The organism is Candidatus Kaiserbacteria bacterium, assembly GCA_017134395.1.
Taxonomy (GTDB): domain Bacteria; phylum Patescibacteriota; class Minisyncoccia; order Phycocordibacterales; family UBA2100; genus UBA2100.
In genome coordinates this window covers 197,818-215,039 of sequence record CP070993.1, presented here as the reverse complement: position 1 = coordinate 215,039, position 17,222 = coordinate 197,818, and the positions used below count along the sequence as shown (strand labels likewise).

Annotated in this window: 20 protein-coding genes; all 20 read right to left on the bottom strand. The window is 41.7% G+C overall.

Annotation, left to right across the window (positions count from 1 at the left end; all coding sequences use genetic code 11):
- Nucleotides 1-2: 2 nt before the first annotated feature.
- On the bottom strand, nucleotides 3-947 hold the full coding sequence (gene trpS, locus JXR01_01115) for a tryptophan--tRNA ligase (GenBank protein QSH39597.1): 945 nt from the start codon (nucleotides 945-947) through the stop codon (nucleotides 3-5).
- 42 nt (nucleotides 948-989) lie between these two features.
- Nucleotides 990-2,639: a hypothetical protein gene (locus JXR01_01110; GenBank protein ID QSH39596.1), complete on the bottom strand. Its 1,650-nt coding sequence runs from the start codon at nucleotides 2,637-2,639 to the stop codon at nucleotides 990-992.
- A gap of 8 nt (nucleotides 2,640-2,647) precedes the next feature.
- Nucleotides 2,648-3,808: a hypothetical protein gene (locus tag JXR01_01105; protein ID QSH39595.1), complete on the bottom strand. Its 1,161-nt coding sequence runs from the start codon at nucleotides 3,806-3,808 to the stop codon at nucleotides 2,648-2,650.
- 43 nt (nucleotides 3,809-3,851) lie between these two features.
- Nucleotides 3,852-4,592 (bottom strand): 1-acyl-sn-glycerol-3-phosphate acyltransferase, encoded by a 741-nt coding sequence (locus JXR01_01100; GenBank protein ID QSH39594.1) that lies wholly within the window; start codon nucleotides 4,590-4,592, stop codon nucleotides 3,852-3,854.
- A 9-nt stretch (nucleotides 4,593-4,601) separates the two neighbouring features.
- On the bottom strand, nucleotides 4,602-5,678 hold the full coding sequence (dnaJ, locus tag JXR01_01095) for a molecular chaperone DnaJ (GenBank protein QSH39593.1): 1,077 nt from the start codon (nucleotides 5,676-5,678) through the stop codon (nucleotides 4,602-4,604).
- 12 nt (nucleotides 5,679-5,690) lie between these two features.
- The gene (dnaK, locus tag JXR01_01090; GenBank protein ID QSH39592.1) at nucleotides 5,691-7,610 is read right to left on the bottom strand and encodes a molecular chaperone DnaK; all 1,920 of its coding nucleotides are present in this window, start codon (nucleotides 7,608-7,610) and stop codon (nucleotides 5,691-5,693) included.
- A 31-nt stretch (nucleotides 7,611-7,641) separates the two neighbouring features.
- On the bottom strand, nucleotides 7,642-7,974 hold the full coding sequence (locus JXR01_01085; protein QSH39591.1) for a hypothetical protein: 333 nt from the start codon (nucleotides 7,972-7,974) through the stop codon (nucleotides 7,642-7,644).
- A 56-nt stretch (nucleotides 7,975-8,030) separates the two neighbouring features.
- Nucleotides 8,031-8,549, bottom strand: a complete 519-nt coding sequence (locus JXR01_01080; protein QSH39590.1) for a nucleotide exchange factor GrpE — start codon at nucleotides 8,547-8,549, stop codon at nucleotides 8,031-8,033.
- A 55-nt stretch (nucleotides 8,550-8,604) separates the two neighbouring features.
- Nucleotides 8,605-9,003, bottom strand: a complete 399-nt coding sequence (rpsI, locus tag JXR01_01075) for a 30S ribosomal protein S9 (GenBank protein QSH39589.1) — start codon at nucleotides 9,001-9,003, stop codon at nucleotides 8,605-8,607.
- A gap of 1 nt (nucleotide 9,004) precedes the next feature.
- Complete coding sequence (gene rplM, locus JXR01_01070) at nucleotides 9,005-9,370, bottom strand: 50S ribosomal protein L13 (GenBank protein ID QSH39588.1); 366 nt, start codon at nucleotides 9,368-9,370, stop codon at nucleotides 9,005-9,007.
- Between the two features lies 1 nt (nucleotide 9,371).
- Complete coding sequence (gene rplQ, locus JXR01_01065; GenBank protein QSH39587.1) at nucleotides 9,372-9,725, bottom strand: 50S ribosomal protein L17; 354 nt, start codon at nucleotides 9,723-9,725, stop codon at nucleotides 9,372-9,374.
- A gap of 23 nt (nucleotides 9,726-9,748) precedes the next feature.
- Complete coding sequence (locus tag JXR01_01060; protein ID QSH39586.1) at nucleotides 9,749-10,723, bottom strand: DNA-directed RNA polymerase subunit alpha; 975 nt, start codon at nucleotides 10,721-10,723, stop codon at nucleotides 9,749-9,751.
- A gap of 33 nt (nucleotides 10,724-10,756) precedes the next feature.
- Nucleotides 10,757-11,359, bottom strand: a complete 603-nt coding sequence (rpsD, locus tag JXR01_01055) for a 30S ribosomal protein S4 (GenBank protein ID QSH39585.1) — start codon at nucleotides 11,357-11,359, stop codon at nucleotides 10,757-10,759.
- A 14-nt stretch (nucleotides 11,360-11,373) separates the two neighbouring features.
- Nucleotides 11,374-11,808, bottom strand: coding sequence for a 30S ribosomal protein S11 (gene rpsK / locus JXR01_01050; GenBank protein ID QSH39584.1), 435 nt, complete (start codon nucleotides 11,806-11,808; stop codon nucleotides 11,374-11,376).
- A 1-nt stretch (nucleotide 11,809) separates the two neighbouring features.
- Nucleotides 11,810-12,190 carry a 30S ribosomal protein S13 gene (gene rpsM, locus JXR01_01045; protein ID QSH39583.1) on the bottom strand — a complete coding sequence of 127 codons (381 nt, stop codon included), beginning with the start codon at nucleotides 12,188-12,190 and terminating at the stop codon, nucleotides 11,810-11,812.
- Between the two features lie 13 nt (nucleotides 12,191-12,203).
- Entirely contained in the window at nucleotides 12,204-12,317 is a 114-nt protein-coding gene (gene rpmJ / locus JXR01_01040; GenBank protein QSH39582.1) for a 50S ribosomal protein L36, read from the bottom strand.
- A 21-nt stretch (nucleotides 12,318-12,338) separates the two neighbouring features.
- The gene (gene infA, locus JXR01_01035) at nucleotides 12,339-12,560 is read right to left on the bottom strand and encodes a translation initiation factor IF-1 (protein ID QSH39581.1); all 222 of its coding nucleotides are present in this window, start codon (nucleotides 12,558-12,560) and stop codon (nucleotides 12,339-12,341) included.
- 141 nt (nucleotides 12,561-12,701) lie between these two features.
- Entirely contained in the window at nucleotides 12,702-14,060 is a 1,359-nt protein-coding gene (locus JXR01_01030) for a hypothetical protein (protein QSH39580.1), read from the bottom strand.
- Nucleotides 14,061-14,109: 49 nt separating this feature from the next.
- Nucleotides 14,110-15,255, bottom strand: coding sequence for a hypothetical protein (locus JXR01_01025; GenBank protein QSH39579.1), 1,146 nt, complete (start codon nucleotides 15,253-15,255; stop codon nucleotides 14,110-14,112).
- Nucleotides 15,256-15,309: 54 nt separating this feature from the next.
- Complete coding sequence (locus JXR01_01020) at nucleotides 15,310-17,202, bottom strand: alanine--tRNA ligase (protein QSH39578.1); 1,893 nt, start codon at nucleotides 17,200-17,202, stop codon at nucleotides 15,310-15,312.
- Between the last annotated feature and the right edge of the window lie 20 nt (nucleotides 17,203-17,222).

Below are 17,222 nucleotides of genomic sequence, written 5' to 3'. Positions count from 1 at the left end.
AATTATACTGTTACACCAATTTTGTTTTTAACATCTTGCATCTTTACGTGAGCGTATGCTCGTGCTTTCTCTGCACCAGATGCAAGAGCCTCTCGTACTTGTTCATCAGTGATGCTATCTCGTTTTTCTCGCATTGGTGCAACTAACGTTTCAATGTCTTCGATGAGTGCCTCCTTTAACTCTTTGTAATTACCTTCTTTTTCTTTGTAGAGGGTTTCTAGTTCTGATTCTGATCGCAATAACTTATGTATCGCGTATACATTCTCCGGACGCCCGCCAGATGAATCAGTTACAATTCCCATTACTGCTTTAGTGATTTCCTCTTTTGTACCAAACAATGGAATAGTATTCCCGTAGCTTTTACTCATCTTCTTTCCATCAGTTCCAGGAACAACACCTACACCGTCAACGATATGTTCTTTTGGCGCAGTGAATGTTTCTCCAAATGCATTATTAAACTTATGTGCTGCTTCACGTGCGTACTCTATGTGTTGCCGTTGGTCTTCCCCTACAGGGACTACTTGTGTGTCATAGAGAAGAATATCGGCCGCCATAAGCATTGGATAATTAAATAATCCGGCGTTCGCTTCTAGTCCTTTTGCAACTTTGTCTTTGTATGAATGTGCTTGCATAAGAAATGGTACAGTCACTAAGCATTCAAAAATCCACGCTAGTTCAGTGTGTGCCGCTACGTCTGATTGTTTAAACAAAGTAATTTTTTCGGGATCAACACCAACAGCAAGATAGTCTTTAACAATATTGCGAATGTTCTGTTGTAATTGTTCAGGGTCTCGCATTGTAGTAAGCGCATGATAGTCAACAACCATCAAGTAGCTATCGTATGAATCGTATAAATCCACAAATGGCTTAAGTGCACCAAAGTAATTTCCTATATGGAGTGTCCCTGAAGGCTGTAAGCCGGTGAGTAATCGCTTTTTTTCCTGCATGATAATAGGCATGGTAGCAGCATTGAACGGCTTTGGAAAGCGCTATTTCTCTTCCGCATCCGGTGTATCAGTAGCTGTTGGCAATTCTACGATAAACGTCGATCCTTTACCTTCGCCTTCTGATTCTGCCCATATTTTACCCTTATGCGCTTCGACCATTTGACGAGCGACGTAGAGTCCTAATCCTGTCCCATTTACATTTATTCCTGAAGCACCACGTGCTCTTACAAACTTTTGGAAGAGCTCCTCCTTTTCTGTTGTGTTTATTCCAATTCCACTATCTGATACTTCTACGCGTATCCTCTCTTCTTTTTCATCATCGTATACGGTTACTTTCACCCAACCCTTTTCGGTATATTTAATTGCGTTATCAATGAGGTTTGTAAATATATGTCGCAACTTATTCTTGTCAGCATATATCCCACACGTTCCTATACACTTATTTACGAATTTGAGTTCAAGTTTCCTCGCTTGTGCCACTGGCTGGAGTTCTTCGGTGATGTCTTTTACCAATTCACTACAACGGAAGTGCTCTTTATCGTATTGCATACGACCTTGTTCAATACGAGAAACGTTAAGAAAATCGTTTATTGTCCCCGTAAGAGTACCACTTGCCTCGAATACCTTCGCTATGATAGTCAGTGCCTTTTGTGGAATTTCTCCGTATGAGCCGTCTATAACTAATGATAGATGCCCACGTATACCTGCCAGTGGACCACGAAGTTGATGAGTTGCTATTGAAAGGAATTCTGACTTCTGTCTATCAAGTTCTTTAAGACGACCATTTGCTTTTTTTAATTGTTTAGTAAGAACCTCTAACTCTTCTCTCGTATCGACTTCTCTAGATACGCTTCGTACGAGCCAGAATCCAACAGTTACGAGTGCAAGAAACGCGACTGTATTGAATATAACAGCAGGGGGAGTATCTGAAAAAATTATTCGTAAGAACGCAATAAACCATACTATAAAAATAAGAATTTCTGTTGCAATAATTCGTATGTTAAATATACGATGGCGAAGAATACCGTACGTTATTATCCCGGTTGTTACTGCTATGCTAATTTGCCCCATCCAATTCCAACGAAATTCTCCCATGATTGGTAGGAGAAGATTTGAAAATAAGCCAACGAAGGTTGGTACTAAAGCTCCTATCAAGATATATATAACTTGTGAGCGCAGTATTCCAGCGCTCTTTGCATATTTTCTAATAAGAACAAAAAAACTGGCTAAAAACATCCCGCTCACATATAAGGCGTATCCAATATGTAAAAATGGCTCGAAGACGATTGCATGCTCCTTACCTGTTTCAAAGATTACAGTTTTTATAAATAGGTCAGGGTAGAAAATAGAAAAAAGGACTAGGCTAAACGGGATAAAAATATAAGCAGTGTGTTTTGATTCTAGAACATACTTCTCACTTGGAAACAATATGGCAAATAATAAAAAGAATGTTGGTATTGCAGCCGCAGCGGCATAAAGCCAATAGGACGCGTTTAATGCTATTTCGATAGCTGTTGTGCTACGAAAAATAATCATCGTCACTCCCCACCCCGTGACTGCAATGGTAAGCAAGAAGAAAGCTATATTACTTGCTGAAGCACTGTTTCTCTTATATACGAGAAATCCATACAGCAGGTTCGCTACAGTAGCGAGGGCAATAAGTGCGTTTATCGTGTCGAATGAAAGATTCATAATGAAGGTTAGCGTTTTTGGGCAAGTGATGCTACTCGTTGTATTTTTTCTTTATGAATGACCCCATGCTCATTTTGCGCTTCTGCAAGTGTAAAGCCTAATTCATCACCGCCTTTTCGTATGTGCTCGACGTCACTAAGAGTTGCTCTATTTATTACAAAGTTGTGGGCGTGCTTTTTAGAAGCCAGAATCAGGACTTCTGCCAGACAGCAGAAGTTATCATTGCGATTAGCAAGTCCCATATTGAAGTTGGTAGATATGTTGGGTGTATGAACCGCACCAGCCTCAAGAACCAGCACGTCTTCCCTGTCATATAATTCTGGAGATATATCACTTGGTTGTGCATCATCTACAATAATTGTGCCAGCAGAAATGTGTTCGTCTTTTACCAAGGTATCTGGTGCGTTTGTTGCAGTAATAACTCCAAGTGCATTTTTTAGTATTCCCATGTTTGTGCTACATTCAATTTTTAGGTTTGGATTTAAAGAAATCAGTTGCGTTTTTAAATTGTTTACTGACTCCATCTTTCTATCTATATCAATAAGAAGAAGAGATTTTACTCCAGCATGTACAAGAATTTCTGCCGAAATAGAACCAACTGATCCAGCGGCTCCAACTATTCCAATAGGATGATCCGTTTCTTTGTAATTGACTTGTGCGTCATTTAGTTGCTTCAGTAGTGTCTGTGTTACCGTGTAGCCAGTATACGCATGTCCTGTCGTTACGGCGATACCGTTTATTTCTAGTAAGTCTAGTCCTCCGCGAGACAATGAGGAAGTAAGTGCACCAAGACCTACAATTTTTGAACCCTTATTGCGAGCTAATGTAGTAGCACGAATTATTTGTTTTTTAGCACGCTCTCGGTTTTTTAACATTTCATCAGCGGTCATCGGGATTGTAATTACAAACCCAGGAATTTCTTCTCCGCTCTCCGCAGACTGTAATCCTGTTATATGTGAGACTGTAATAGGCCAAAAATGATGTTGTATCAAACGTTTGAGCCATGCAGGTGTTTTAGCTAGGAATGGGAAACGTCTATGCATATCTCGTTCATCTCGAGGATGTACAAGAAAAGCAAATGAATACATATCCTTGTATCCTTGCTGAGGAATAAGTAAATCAACCAAATCTCGAGCCGTATGCGAGATTAATTTAAAAAGTGAACCCATGATAAAAGTATAGCAGTTATCAGGTTCGTTTTATGTGGCTATGTTAGTTAGTTTTTACTTTCTGTTCAATGATATTCATTAGTTTTTTTGCAGAATCTTTGTAGCGTTCAGGTATTGGTAGAGTAGTATCTTCGATATCCTTTATGAAAAGTGGCGGTAAATATTTTATAGTAATCATCTTCTCTCTCTTAAAGAAGGAGCGTGAATTCATACCTTTTGCACCTGAAATGGCTATAGGAAGAATTGCCGCTCCTGTTGCTTCAGCAAGGTAAGCTACCCCTCCACGGATTTTCCGGTCCGCACCTTCTTTTCGTATTCCTCCTTCGGGAAAGATACAAACACTTTTTTTATTACGCAATAAAATTTCGTGATAGGGCATTGATTTACTGTAATCCTTTTGATCTGCGATATATGGATGCGCACCCCATGATGTTAGAAAAGCAGGAAAGCTATAAATATATCGCCTGAGTCCGAATCCAGTTTTTTCACTATACTTTTTTCTCGCATGCGCAACATAGAACATGGGGAATAGGGATGATAATGGTGACACTCCAACAAGAGGAAAGAGAAAATCGAGCTCATGTGTGTGGTTTACTACAAAAATAGTACCGACATCGTTTTGTTTCCTATAGTGCGATGCTTTTTTTATGTTCTCTTTACCCTCTATTGTAAGATGGGTAAAAAAATGTACTGCAAAGCGACCGAACGGCCACGCAAAACCTTGTAGAAGCGATGGTGTTAAAAGCTGTATTTTCCGTATTGAGAAAGAAGAAAACTGTGACATACAGATATTTTAGATACCTGCGTCTCGTAGCCCCTCGATAAGTTTTTTTGCAGAACGCGATAATTTTTTCGGAAGATCTATATGAACCGCAACGAGGAGGTCTCCTCGGCTACTGTCTTCACGAGGTATTCCCTTGCCTTTTATCCTCAGCACCTCGCCGTGCGTAATACCTGCTGGAATTTTAAGATCTACATTCTTTTCAAGAGTAGGAATCGTGTACGTACTTCCTAAAAGTGCATCAGTGAGCTTTACATTCAAACTCATACGAATATCTTTCCCGCTGCGAACAAAATCTTTATGCGGACGCACATGTATCTTTATATATAAATCTCCTGCGGTACCTCCTTGCACAGCCTCTCCTTTTCCCATAAGACGAATCATTTCGCCATTATCAATTCCGGCAGGAATCGCGAGCTTAATTTCTTCTTGTTTTTGGAGTACACCCTTCCCTTTACAAGTTTTGCAAGGAGTTTTAGGAATCTTTCCGATACCATGACACTCCTTACATTCTCGTGCACTGGTAAAGGTACCTAGTACTGAACGGCGTGTTTCGTGTACAGAACCTTTACCGTTGCAGGTGGTACATGTTTTCACATCTCGTTTGTCTTTGGCACCGCTCCCCTCACATTCACTACAATAGCCAACTTTGTTTAAGAGTACTGTTCTTTCTATGCCGAAGGCAGCATCTTTAAAATCAAGCTCGAGGTCCATCGAAATGTCTCGCCCGCGACGTGCTTGCGATCTTCCGCCACCTCCAAATACTTCACTGAATATATCACCAAGGTCAAATTCAACGCCATCGGCACCGCCGCCGAACCCTTGTTGGAATTGTGAGAAATCAAACCCGCCAAAGCTAGCACCTTGTTGTTGTCCACCGCCAGCAAACGTACGTCCGTAGGTATCGTACTCAGCACGCTTCTTTTTATCTCCAAGTACTGCGTAGGCTTCACTGGCTTCTTTGAATCTAGCTTCGTCGCCAGTCTTTTTATCTGGATGGTATTTTTGTGCGAGTGCACGAAATGCTTTCTTTATTTCAGAATCAGTTGCACTCTTTTGTAATCCGAGGATTTGGTAATAATCTTTCATTGTGCCATCAGACTACTTCTTCTCATCAGTCTCGTCAAACTCTGCATCACGTTCTTGTTCACCTGCGTCTTTTTGATCTTCAGGAGCATCTTCTTTTGACTCTTCAGAACCTTCAGGTTGTGTTGTTTCTGCTTGCTTGGCCATTGCTTCTCCAATCTTACTTATAGCAGCACTGAGGCCTTCTGAGGCTGTAGTAATAGCAGCTACGTCATCACCTTCGCGTGCTTTCTTTAGTACATCAATTTTTTCTGTAATATCTTTTGTAATTGCTTCGTCAACTTTTTCTCCATGTTCTTTGAGTGCTTTTTCAGCAGCGTACACAATTTGTTCTGAGGTATTCTTCACTTCAATAATCTCTCGTTTTTTCTTATCCTCATCAGCGTGCGCCTCAGCATCGGCTTTCATTTTCTCTACTTCTTCTTCTGATAGCCCCGAGCTTCCTTCAATACGAATTGATTGTTCTTTGCTGGTTCCCTTGTCTAGCGCTTTCACTTGCAAGATACCGTTTGCATCGATGTCAAAAGTAACTTCAATTTGAGGAACACCACGTGGAGCAGGCGCAATACCATCAAGTACAAAGCGTCCAAGAATTTTATTGTCTGCTGCCATTTCACGTTCTCCTTGTGATACTACAATCTCAACTGAAGGTTGGTTCTCAGCTGCCGTAGAGAATATTTGAGATTTACTTGTTGGGATTGTTGTGTTTCGTTCAATAAGCTTCGTTGCAATACCGCCCATAGTTTCAATTCCTAATGAAAGTGGAATAACATCAAGCAAGAGCACATCCTTAACGTCTCCTTGTAGAATGCCACCTTGTAGTGCGGCTCCAAGCGCTACTACTTCATCCGGGTTGATAGATTTATTTGGTTCTTTGCCAAACAGCTCTTTCACTTTCTCAACAATGATAGGCATTCGAGTCTGTCCACCAACAAGAATTACCTCATCGATATCATTAATTTCAAAAGGACTTGCCTCCACTGCTCGCTTTGTAATGGCAAGCGCTTGCTGTACGTATTCATCTGCAAGCTCTTCAAGAGTTGCCCGAGTGAGCTTTAAAATAAGGTGTTTTGGACCAGATTCATCTGAGGTAATAAATGGAATATTTATTTCTGATTCTGCTGCAGTAGAGAGTTCAATCTTCGCTTTCTCGGCTGCTTCATCAAGACGCTGAAGGGCAAGAGCATCTTTACTTACATCAATACCCGACTCTTTCTTAAATTCATCTACGATCCACGTTATAATTTTTTGGTCAATATCGCGTCCTCCCATGTGTGAGTCACCGTCTGTCGCTTTTACTTCAATTACGTCATCTGCAACTTCTAGTACTGATACATCAAAGGTTCCACCACCAAAGTCGAATACGACTATTTGTTCGTCATTCTTCTTATTGAAGCCATACGCAAGAGCAGCAGCCGTTGGTTCGTTAATGATGCGTTTTACATCAAGTCCCGCGATTTTACCCGCATCTTTCGTTGCCTTACGCTGAGCATCATCAAAGTATGCAGGTACTGTAATGACCGCCTCTGTTATCGTCTCACCCGTTTTCTTTTCAGCATCTGCTTTAAGTTTTTGAAGAATCATTGCTGAAACTTCTTCAGGTCGATACTCTTTGCCTGAAAGCGTAATCATAACTCCTTTATCTGTTCCTTCTTTAAGTTCGTACGGGACGATATCTTTATCTTTTTGCACTGACGCGTCAGTGAATTTGTGTCCTACAAAACGCTTTACACCAAAAATGGTGTTTTGTGGGTTCGTTACAGCTTGACGCTTTGCGAGAACTCCTACCATACGCTCTCCATTCTTAGAAATACCAACGATAGATGGTGTCGTTCGTGCTCCTTCGGTGTTTTCAACTATTACTGGTTCTCCGCCTTCAACAATAGCCATTGCTGAGTTTGTAGTACCGAGGTCGATTCCTAAAATTTTAGACATAGTATGTTAGTTAATTAGTATCTTTTAAGTCTTAATTGGTGTCTGTTCTTTGCAGCGACACATCACGTAAATATGCGGAAACATATTCGTAACCAGCGTCATAGGCGTTTTGTTCTATCTGCTCCTTCTCACTTTCTGAGACTCGAAACCGAAGAACTTCAGTTTGCGGCTCACTCTCAACTGTCCCGTATCGCTCTAAGATTGCTTGAGGTAAATCAGCAAGAATATTTGGGATTTCCTCATTAGGAAACCGTGCTGATATATTTGCGCTCTTGCAAACAAGAGTTGTCACTTTTTGTGCGGGATAGAGTGTGTACCCATGTCGCCTATTACCAATAATAATGTAATGCTTTCTAACAGACATTGTGGCTACATTGTAGCTACAAGTGTGACGTGCAGCAATCTTGACAGGATATTTTTCTAATTGTATACCACAACTTGTGCAGGGCGAATAACAGTATCTCCCATTTTGTATCCACGTCGTTCAACACGCGCAATGATATCACTCTCCCCCCCTTCAGCGTGTCCTCCAGCTTCATGGAGTGCTGGGTCAAATGTATCACCTACTACACCATAGTTTTCAACCCCACTGTTTTCTAGACTAGTTAAAAGCTGCGCGTGTACATACTCAATACCTTGTCTCCACACGACGTCTACCTTTTCCCACGCACCGCTTTGTGTTGCGATATCAAAACTGTCTAGTGCTGGGAGCAATTCCTGAACGAAATTTTGCACTATACGTTTCTGAGATAATTCCAAACCTTGTTTCTGATTCTTCTGAGCATTTACTGTGTCAGCTTTTAGGCGTTGCCAGCCATCGAGATATTCTTTCTTCTCTTGCTCGCATTTCTTTAATTTGGCACGAAGCTTCTTTACAAGTTCAGCGCCCTGATCTTCTTCGTAGACAATTTCTTCAGTTGTTTCTTCTTCCTTTTTCATTGGCGTGATTATATAGCACAAATGCAAAAAGCGACACCTTCGTGTCGCTTTTCTTTTAACGTTTTGACCACTGCGGAGCACGCCGTGCTCCACGAAGTCCAAACTTCTTTCGTTCCTTCATACGAGGATCTCGTTTTAGGTATCCAGCTGCTTTGAGCTCTTTTCGTCGCATCTGGTCGTCTTTCACAAGTGCTCGTGCAATACCAAGACGGATTGCTTCAGCTTGAGCTGGGACACCACCTCCCATCACCTTAGCACTTACCTTAAAGGCAACTCCTTCAGCTACAACAAATGCATCTTTTATAATCTTTTGCAGGTGAGCTGTTGGGAAGTATTCATCAGCTTTCTTGTCGTTCACAACGTACGTTGTTTTAGCTGCAGGGAATAAACGAATACGAGCTGTTGCCGTTTTTCGTCGCCCTACTGCTTCAATGTATTTTTCGTCTTTAGCCATATTACTTAATTATCAAATTTTTCATTCGCTCCTTACGAAGACGATTGCCGGGAAGCATGTTGTATACCGCTTTCTTTAAAGCTTCTGCAACACCCTTCTTTGCGATCAATTCTTCAAGAGTCTCTTCTGTGCGACCACCGTGGTATCCAGAGTAGCGATCATATATCTTTGTTTCTCGCTTTTTTTCGGTGATTTCAAGTGCATCAACATTCTCTACTGTTACTGTAACTGGTGCAATAATGTTTTTTGCAAAATCCGTAGAATCTTTCCCGAGGAGAATATGCGCCACTGATGAAGCAAGGCGACCAAGTCGCTTTCCTTTTGCATCGATAGTATGTTCTCGCTTTTTGGTCATATTGTCAGTCATATTATACAAATTCTATGATTGCCTTGTCTCGCTTTGCGTCTTCAAATGTTCCCAGTTTGCTAATACGTGTGTATCCTCCCGGACGCTCCTTGTAACGTGGTGCCAATACCTCGTGCAGTTTCTTTGATACTTCCGTATCGTTTCCAAGACGTGCTGCTATTAAACGACGTGACGCAAGTGTATCTTTCTGTGCCACGGTAATAAGCTTCTCAACCTGTGGTCGTAATTCACGAGCCTTTGCAATAGTTGTTTCGATACGTTCGTGTAGTACCAAACTTCGTACGAGGCTACGCAAAAGAGCAACACGGACTTTCCGTACTCGGCCAAATTTACGTTGTGATTTATGATGCTTCATGAGCTGCGATACTCTAACACAGATTAGCTGCGAAGTGTAATTCCAAGATTAGATAATGATCGTTTAATTTCCTGCAATCCCTTCTGACCAAGCCCTTCGATGGCAAGGATGTCTTCTTCGTGCTTTCGTGCAAGACCTCCAACAGTACGGATTCCAGATTCATCAAGTGAGCTTTCAACGCGAGGAGAAAGTTCGAGTTCAGTAATCCGAGTCTTGAAAGATTCCTTGTCAGCTTCTTTCTTGTCCTCCACTGGCTCCGATTCCTCTTCTTCTTTAGCCGGTGTTTCTTCAACTGGTGTTTCAGTCTCTTCTTGGAAACCAATCACCGCCTTAAGTTGATGGATCATAGTTGCGATTGAATCTTCAAGCGCTTCTCGTGGAGTAATTGTTCCATCAGTTTCGATGAATACACGCAATCGGTTGAAGTCTGTACGATCACCGACACGCATATTCTCGACTTCGTAATTAACTCGCCGGATTGGTGAGAAAATTGCATCAAGTGCGATACTTCCAATGTCTACTCTCTCCTTCTGATGTACTTCCTTTGCAACGTATCCCAAACCTCTCTCGACAGTCACTTCAACATCGAAGTCTATTTTTCCTGATACTTCGGCAATATGTTGTTCTGGGTTTAAAATTTCAACTTGGCCAGGAACTTCAAAGTCCGCAGCAGTAACTGATTTTGGACCTTTTACACGTAACCGTAAAACCTGCGGTTCTTCAGTAAGCATCTTAATTCGTACACGTTTAAGGTTAAGTAAAAGCATTACTGTGTCTTCTGAAACTCCTTCAATAGTTGAGAATTCATGAGAAACACCATCAATCTTTACATGCGTAATAGCAGCACCTGGAAGTGATGAAAGAATGATTCGGCGAAGGGAGTTGCCGAGTGTGTGCCCGTAGCCGGGGTATAAACCATTGATTTCGTAAGTACCTGCGAAATCCTTTTCATCTATAACGCGTGGTTTTGAGGGGACTGTTACTTGGTGATCTGACATACAAATAGGTTTAAAATTACTAATGAATTAATATTATCGACTGTAGAACTCGAATACGGCTGGGAAATCAAAGATTGAATCTGTGGCACTGTATTCCGGCGCTGCCTTAACTGATGAAGTAAGCTTCTTCGAGTCTGCCGCAAGCCACTTTGGTGCCGTGTGTTTAGTAATAGTATCCATGTTTCCAACAAACAAAGGTTTTATCTTGCTTGCTTCTCGAACTGAGATTGTGTCACCTGTTTTTACAATGTGTGACGGAACGGTCATCTTCTTGTCGTTTACGGTAACATGACCATGACTAACCATTTGTCGCGCTGCGCGACGTGTTGGCGCGAATCCTAATCGGTATACTGTGTTATCTAATCGAGTTTCTAGTCCTTTGAAAAGTTCTGCTGCTGGTTCCTTCGTTCGTACTGCACTTTCTACATACTTCCGAAGTTGTTTCTCAGTAATTCCGTAGGCATATCGTACTTTTTGCTTTTCAAGTAACTGACGTCCAAAGTCACTTAAGTTTTTTCTTCGTTTAAAGGTTTTCTTTACACGAGCTTCAGAAAGAGCAAATTTTTCTGTCTGACATTTCTCGTAAACTCCATTACCGAGACGTTTACAGATTTTGTATTTTGGTTTAGATAACATAAAAATATTGTGTATTAGACACGGCGTGGACGACGTTGACGAGGACCGTTAAATGGAACAGGTGTCTGGTCTGAGATACTAGTAATGTCGATACCTTTTCCGGCGAACGCCCGAAGAGCTGATTCACGTCCTGCGCCAACTCCTTTAATGATAGCGTCTACTGATTTCAATCCCATTGTCTGTGCCTTTTCAGCAATAAGTTCACCTACTTTCGCAGCTGCAAAAGGAGTTCCCTTTTTTGCTCCTGCAAAACCAAGTGCGCCTGAAGATGACCACATAACAGAGTTACCCTCTCCATCAGTAAGCTGTACTTTCGTGTTGTTGTATGTTGCTTGAACGTACAAAATACCAGAAAGCATTTTTCGCTTCGGTGAGTTTCCGAGTGCTCGAGATCGCAATCCCTTGTTTACAGTACCACCTGACTTTTTAACAATTCGTTTCTTACCCATATTATTTCTTATCTACTTTACGGCGACCACTCGTCATAGTTTTTCGAACGTTTCCTCGAACACTACGCGAGTTTGTCTTTGTTCGTTGTCCTCGTGAAGGTAAGTTACGTGAGTGTCGTTCACCTCGGTAGCTTTTTATGTCCTTCAAACGCTTTATATTTCCACTGATATCGCGTCTCAGTTCCCCTTCAATGTTGTGTGCAGTTACTAATTCCGAGATTTTGCTTTCCTCATCTGCGCTTAATTCTGTAGGTTTCTTTCCGAAATCAACTTTTGCTTCAGTAAGAATTCGTTCTGCGCGAACGCGTCCAATACCAAAAACTTCGGTGAGGCCGATTTCGAGACGCTTTGAGTCAGGGATTGTGATACCAGATATTCGCATAGTATATTAAAAATTAACCTTGTCGTTGTTTATGTCGTGGGTTGCTACAAATGACAAAAAGGCGTCCACGACGGCGAACGTGCTTGCATTCTTTACAGAGTGTTTTTACTGAACTTTTAACCTTCATATAATTAAAAAATGTGGACGATTAACCACGTCTCACGATTCTTCCTCTACCACCGTACGGATCAACTTTGACTTGAACTGTATCACCGAGTAAAACTTTGATTCGATGCAAACGCATCTTACCTGCAAGGTAAGAAATTACCTCTTCACCGTTCTTGAGTTCAATACGAAAAAGTGCGTTCGGCAGTGCCTCTACGACAACTCCCTCTACAATATCTTTGTTTTCATTGGTATCTTCACTCACAGTGCTGCGCTATCGTAACAGAATGTACTCATTTTGACAAGCCCTTCTGCCGTATTGTGGATAAAGAGTAAAGCTAGATTATTTTGGCATCTGCGCCAGTCAGACGAGATGTGCTAAAAATAGAGAAAATACTACTAAGAATTAGTTTACCGGGTGTAGTTCGACTGATATTCCAGCCGTTTCTGATGGGAATTCACTCTTCCAAAATGGTCTAATTGTTGCTTGTGCACTCTTTATTCCGGGATATCCACTCATAACAGTATTTAAGGCTTCACTGTTTTTGCCAACAAGATCTTGCTTTAGTGATTCTGTATCCACCTGCCATGTTAGAGCAGCTCTCCCTTCGAAAGTGAATTGTATAAGTGCATCATTTTGTATGTCGACACCATCCTTGTTAACGATAGTCATAGAAAGATCATCAGGGTTGTCGATCAATATCTCCCCGTCGTTTGGCGTTGCAAGTGCAGCGGATGCAAGCATACGGGCGAGTTCGTTTTCGTTAAAGACTACTGCATGAGTGTACATAATTTCTCGAACGAGTGCTTCGTTATCATTCGTATATGTTACCGGTGCTGATTCGAAAGAAGTAAAAAGAGAGTTTTCTCCAAAGAACACCATAGTGTCTGATATACGCTCTTGCGTTGTTGCCAGTGCCGCGTCCCTTAATTGTCCTCGCAGTTTTGTCTGTGTTGCGTTAAGAACATCCTCATCTACAATTGCACGTTCTCCGACAAAACCTCCTATGATTGGAGCACTTAATTCTGCATGAAATGTATCGTATCGTGGATCGCCCTTAAGGCCTGGAATAGTAAACTTTGAACCAATCGCAGTAATATTTTGACCCTCACCTGCCTTGTCCGCATGAACTGTTATTTCGATAGTTCCTGGAGTTCCATCGCTTTTCTTACCCGGAACGACTATTGAGTTTCGTACTCGATAAATCTCACCGTTTAGCGCTTCAAAGCGAGTGTTTTTAATGAGGCGTTGCGATGCTGAGCTATGGTTGTTGTAAACAATTATTTTACCTGACGCCTTTTCTTCTACTGTCTCGCTGCCTGTTGCGGTAATTGTTTCGGTTGCCTCTGTAGTGTGTGTGATAACTGCATATTGTAATTCCCCATCCTCAGCATCTTTATATGCCGTGTACACAATGTTTGATGAAAGAGTTACAGCATCTTGTTGAGGTACGATGTCTATCGTTGTTTTACCAATAAAGACAAAGCCAACAACTGACAGTGCTAATGCAAGAACTACAACAGCTAATGCCCATACACCATACTTTGTAATAATCCCACGTGCACTTGATCGTTTTTTTGCAGTAGTTCCTTCAAACACTTCAGGAACTCTTCGGCGCTCTGCGCGCTTTGCACGTCGAGTTTCTCGCTCTTGTGTTTCCAGAGGTGCTACGTTTCGTATTGAGTGGTCTGCAGCTGAGGCAGTGTCATCGTTGTTACCACTTTCCTCTGGTGGTTTGATATCATCAAAAATAGCTCTTCCCATATCTGTTTAGTATACCAATAAAAACGATAAACACGTCATCCAAAAGTGCCTATTTATCCACAAACAACACCCCTAAAGCCAATACAGTATCTTGTTTCACTCCCTCTTTATATTTTATGGGCTTTTGTGTCCTATCAAGGTTTAAAATATGTGCTTGAAGAGGCTTCCCGGTAATGGTGAAATGAGCAAAATCAATTTTTTCAATAACTGTCTTAAACCATTTTCCATAACGAGTATCAACTGATATATATACTCGGGTTGGAATTCGGGAGTGCTTGCTCAAAGTTGCGCAAGCATCACCGAATGCTTTTACCCACTCCTGTTCAGTGCTTACAAGCGCAGTTTCAATTTTTCTGCACTGAGATGGGGTACATGTATTATCAATGTACATAGCGAGTTCTGATACGACACTTTGCCTATCAGTTTTTTCTCCGGTAAGCAATGACCGTATAAGATACTCGGTCCCAAATCCAGCCCAGGTACTTGCAGCAATAGTGTCGTCGCGAATGATGCTCAAGGAAGTATATTCACCACTTATATCCATCATTGTATAGGTATCTGATTTCTCAAAAAACTCTCGTAAGTGAGTGGCGGCAAAAAGAAAAGAGTCCAGACTCACACGATGATTTGGAAATACATTTTGAAATGCATTAGATATTGAATTGTGGACAACATCTGACACATCGCTTTCCAGTGCAGTTATTGCAATGTGTGTTGCTTTTTTTCCGTACGGATCGAGTGTCGGATATCCATTCAGGGTAATCTTGGTTATATGTCTTTCGAGTTGCGTCCTCCCTTGGACTTTCGAAACAGGCATTTTTTTTGCCATAAATTGTTGCAGCAATTCTTTGGTAATTGGGACTTCACTTTGGAGATTTCCTTCAACGTGTTGCGCACGTGTGTGTGCCCATGGAGCGTGAGCAAAGGCGTACAGAGAGTACGAAATATCTCGATCACCTAATGTACCTAATGCTTCGAGTGCCTTGCTCCCAGCCTTTTCAATAGTATCTGCAAGGTAGTTTCCCAATGCAGTAGCACCTTGTGTCTCACCGTACTGTATGAGTTCTCTGTGCGTAAACAGTATGTGTATAGGTTTACCTTTTGAATACCTCGCTATTGCAACACCAACCGTTGCACTGCCGATATCAAAAACAAGTGAGTATGTTTTTTTCTGCAAGAGTGAAAGAACATCCATATCTATTAGTATAGCAATGCTTCGGTAGAGCGACACGTAGGCTCTGTGTAAAGGTTATTCAAGTACTCCCTTAATGCGACGTACTCCTGCTGAAGATGCTTGCTCTTTTTGGATACGAAATACCCCGGTGATGTTCCCTGTGTTTGTAACATGTGGTCCTCCACAAAATTCAAGCGAGTATGCTTGTTCAATTTTTGGGTCGCCCTCAGTGGCATCTTTGGGTCCAACAGAATAGACGTTAACCATGTCTGGATACTTTTGGCCGAATTCCTTTTGAGCTCCAAGCCGTTCAGCTTCTTCTTTCGGCAGTATTGTCTTCATGACAGGAACACCTGCTTCAATTTGTTCGTTAACTATCCGTTCCACTTCACTTTTTTGCTCATCAGTCATTTTTTCATCATGGGAGAAATCAATACGAAGCCGTTCACTTGTAATGTTACTTCCCCGCTGCTTCACGTGATCTCCAAGAACAATCTGTAATGCGCGAAGTAAAATATGGTGTGTCGTATGAAGCATTGTTGTGGCTTCTGAATGATCAGCAAGTCCACCTTTAAACTTTTGCTCAGCTCCTGAGCGACTTTTTGCTTGGTGTTCCTTCATGAACGTAGTGAAGGCATCTCTGTCTACAATGATACCTTTTTGCTCTGCAAGTTCTTGAGTGAGTTCAATAGGAAATCCATACGTGGTAAAGAGAAGGAATGCCTGCTCCCCAGTTATGGTTCCAGTTTCAGCAAGTTTTTCGAATTCTCGCATACCTTTAGTCAGTGTTTTTCGAAACTTAGTTTCTTCAGCAGCAAAGAGTTCTTTTATTCCTGTCTCTTTTTCTGTAAGTTCTGGATAGTGTTCCTCGTAGGACTTGGTAACAATACTCACGGCATCAACTAATGTTCCTTCGGCAATGCCTAACGCATCAGCATATTGAACACTCCGACGAATAAGACGACGAGCAAAGTATCCTTGCTCTGTATTGGATGGTCGCACCCCATCTCCTATCATAAAGAGTGCACCACGAATATGATCGGCAATGATACGGAAGCTTCGTACGTCTTCTTCGTATTTTTTACCACTAGCATTTTCGAGGTGGCGAATGATATCCGCAAGTGAGCTTACTGCAAGAAATACGTCCGGCATGTTTTGTGCCGCAGCTACAATTCGCTCTAGCCCACCGCCGAAGTCTATATTTTTGTGTTCGAGTTCTTCAAAAACTCCTTCCCCTTTTTTGACATACTGCATGAATACAGAGTTTCCAATCTCCATAAATCGTCCACAGTCGCACGCTGGGTGGCAATGCTCGCCAAAACGTGTGTCATGTTCAGTGCCAAAATCATAAAACATTTCAGAGTCTGGTCCTCCGGGTTCACCAACTGGCATATTATCGGGCACGCCTGCTCGGCTCCACCAGTTTTCTTTTGAATCGTAATAGAATATTCGACCGTCTTGCATTCCTTTTGATGCACCGTCTGCTTGCGATCCCATGTCGACTATCTTTGAATCTAGACCAGCCTCATCGAACACTTTTTTCCAAAGCATTGGGGTTTCTTCATCTTTTGGAATGTTGTTCTTTTCTTCACCGCTAAATACAGTGACGTATAAATTTTTAGGGTCGAGTCCTATTTCATCTACTAAGAATTCAAAAATCCACGGAATTTGTTCTTCCTTGAAATAATCGCCGAGCGACCAGTTTCCAAGCATTTCAAAAAAAGTGGTATGCCTATTGTCGCCTATGTCGTCAATATCTTCAGCACGAAAACACTTTTGCGAATCGGTAATGCGTGTTCCCTTTGGGTGTGTTTCTCCGAGAAAGTAGGTAAGCATCGGCTGCATGCCACTACCAGTGAAAAGTGTCGTAGGATCGTTTTCTGGAACGATGGAAGCAGACGGAATAATCGCATGTCCACGTGCGGCAAAAAAATCTAAATATTTTGTTCGAACATCATTTGCATTCATATCACTATTTACAAGAACGT

What these genes read in the sequence shown, in the direction of transcription:
- trpS (QSH39597.1), bottom strand. Translation starts at nt 947, where the DNA reads ATGCAGGAAAAAAAGCGATTACTCACCGGCTTACAGCCTTCAGGGACA.
- JXR01_01110 (QSH39596.1), bottom strand. Translation starts at nt 2,639, where the DNA reads ATGAATCTTTCATTCGACACGATAAACGCACTTATTGCCCTCGCTACT.
- JXR01_01105 (QSH39595.1), bottom strand. Translation starts at nt 3,808, where the DNA reads ATGGGTTCACTTTTTAAATTAATCTCGCATACGGCTCGAGATTTGGTT.
- JXR01_01100 (QSH39594.1), bottom strand. Translation starts at nt 4,592, where the DNA reads ATGTCACAGTTTTCTTCTTTCTCAATACGGAAAATACAGCTTTTAACA.
- dnaJ (QSH39593.1), bottom strand. Translation starts at nt 5,678, where the DNA reads ATGAAAGATTATTACCAAATCCTCGGATTACAAAAGAGTGCAACTGAT.
- dnaK (QSH39592.1), bottom strand. Translation starts at nt 7,610, where the DNA reads ATGTCTAAAATTTTAGGAATCGACCTCGGTACTACAAACTCAGCAATG.
- JXR01_01085 (QSH39591.1), bottom strand. Translation starts at nt 7,974, where the DNA reads ATGTCTGTTAGAAAGCATTACATTATTATTGGTAATAGGCGACATGGG.
- JXR01_01080 (QSH39590.1), bottom strand. Translation starts at nt 8,549, where the DNA reads ATGAAAAAGGAAGAAGAAACAACTGAAGAAATTGTCTACGAAGAAGAT.
- rpsI (QSH39589.1), bottom strand. Translation starts at nt 9,003, where the DNA reads ATGGCTAAAGACGAAAAATACATTGAAGCAGTAGGGCGACGAAAAACG.
- rplM (QSH39588.1), bottom strand. Translation starts at nt 9,370, where the DNA reads ATGACTGACAATATGACCAAAAAGCGAGAACATACTATCGATGCAAAA.
- rplQ (QSH39587.1), bottom strand. Translation starts at nt 9,725, where the DNA reads ATGAAGCATCATAAATCACAACGTAAATTTGGCCGAGTACGGAAAGTC.
- JXR01_01060 (QSH39586.1), bottom strand. Translation starts at nt 10,723, where the DNA reads ATGTCAGATCACCAAGTAACAGTCCCCTCAAAACCACGCGTTATAGAT.
- rpsD (QSH39585.1), bottom strand. Translation starts at nt 11,359, where the DNA reads ATGTTATCTAAACCAAAATACAAAATCTGTAAACGTCTCGGTAATGGA.
- rpsK (QSH39584.1), bottom strand. Translation starts at nt 11,808, where the DNA reads ATGGGTAAGAAACGAATTGTTAAAAAGTCAGGTGGTACTGTAAACAAG.
- rpsM (QSH39583.1), bottom strand. Translation starts at nt 12,190, where the DNA reads ATGCGAATATCTGGTATCACAATCCCTGACTCAAAGCGTCTCGAAATC.
- rpmJ (QSH39582.1), bottom strand. Translation starts at nt 12,317, where the DNA reads ATGAAGGTTAAAAGTTCAGTAAAAACACTCTGTAAAGAATGCAAGCAC.
- JXR01_01030 (QSH39580.1), bottom strand. Translation starts at nt 14,060, where the DNA reads ATGGGAAGAGCTATTTTTGATGATATCAAACCACCAGAGGAAAGTGGT.
- JXR01_01025 (QSH39579.1), bottom strand. Translation starts at nt 15,255, where the DNA reads ATGGATGTTCTTTCACTCTTGCAGAAAAAAACATACTCACTTGTTTTT.
- JXR01_01020 (QSH39578.1), bottom strand. Translation starts at nt 17,202, where the DNA reads ATGAATGCAAATGATGTTCGAACAAAATATTTAGATTTTTTTGCCGCA.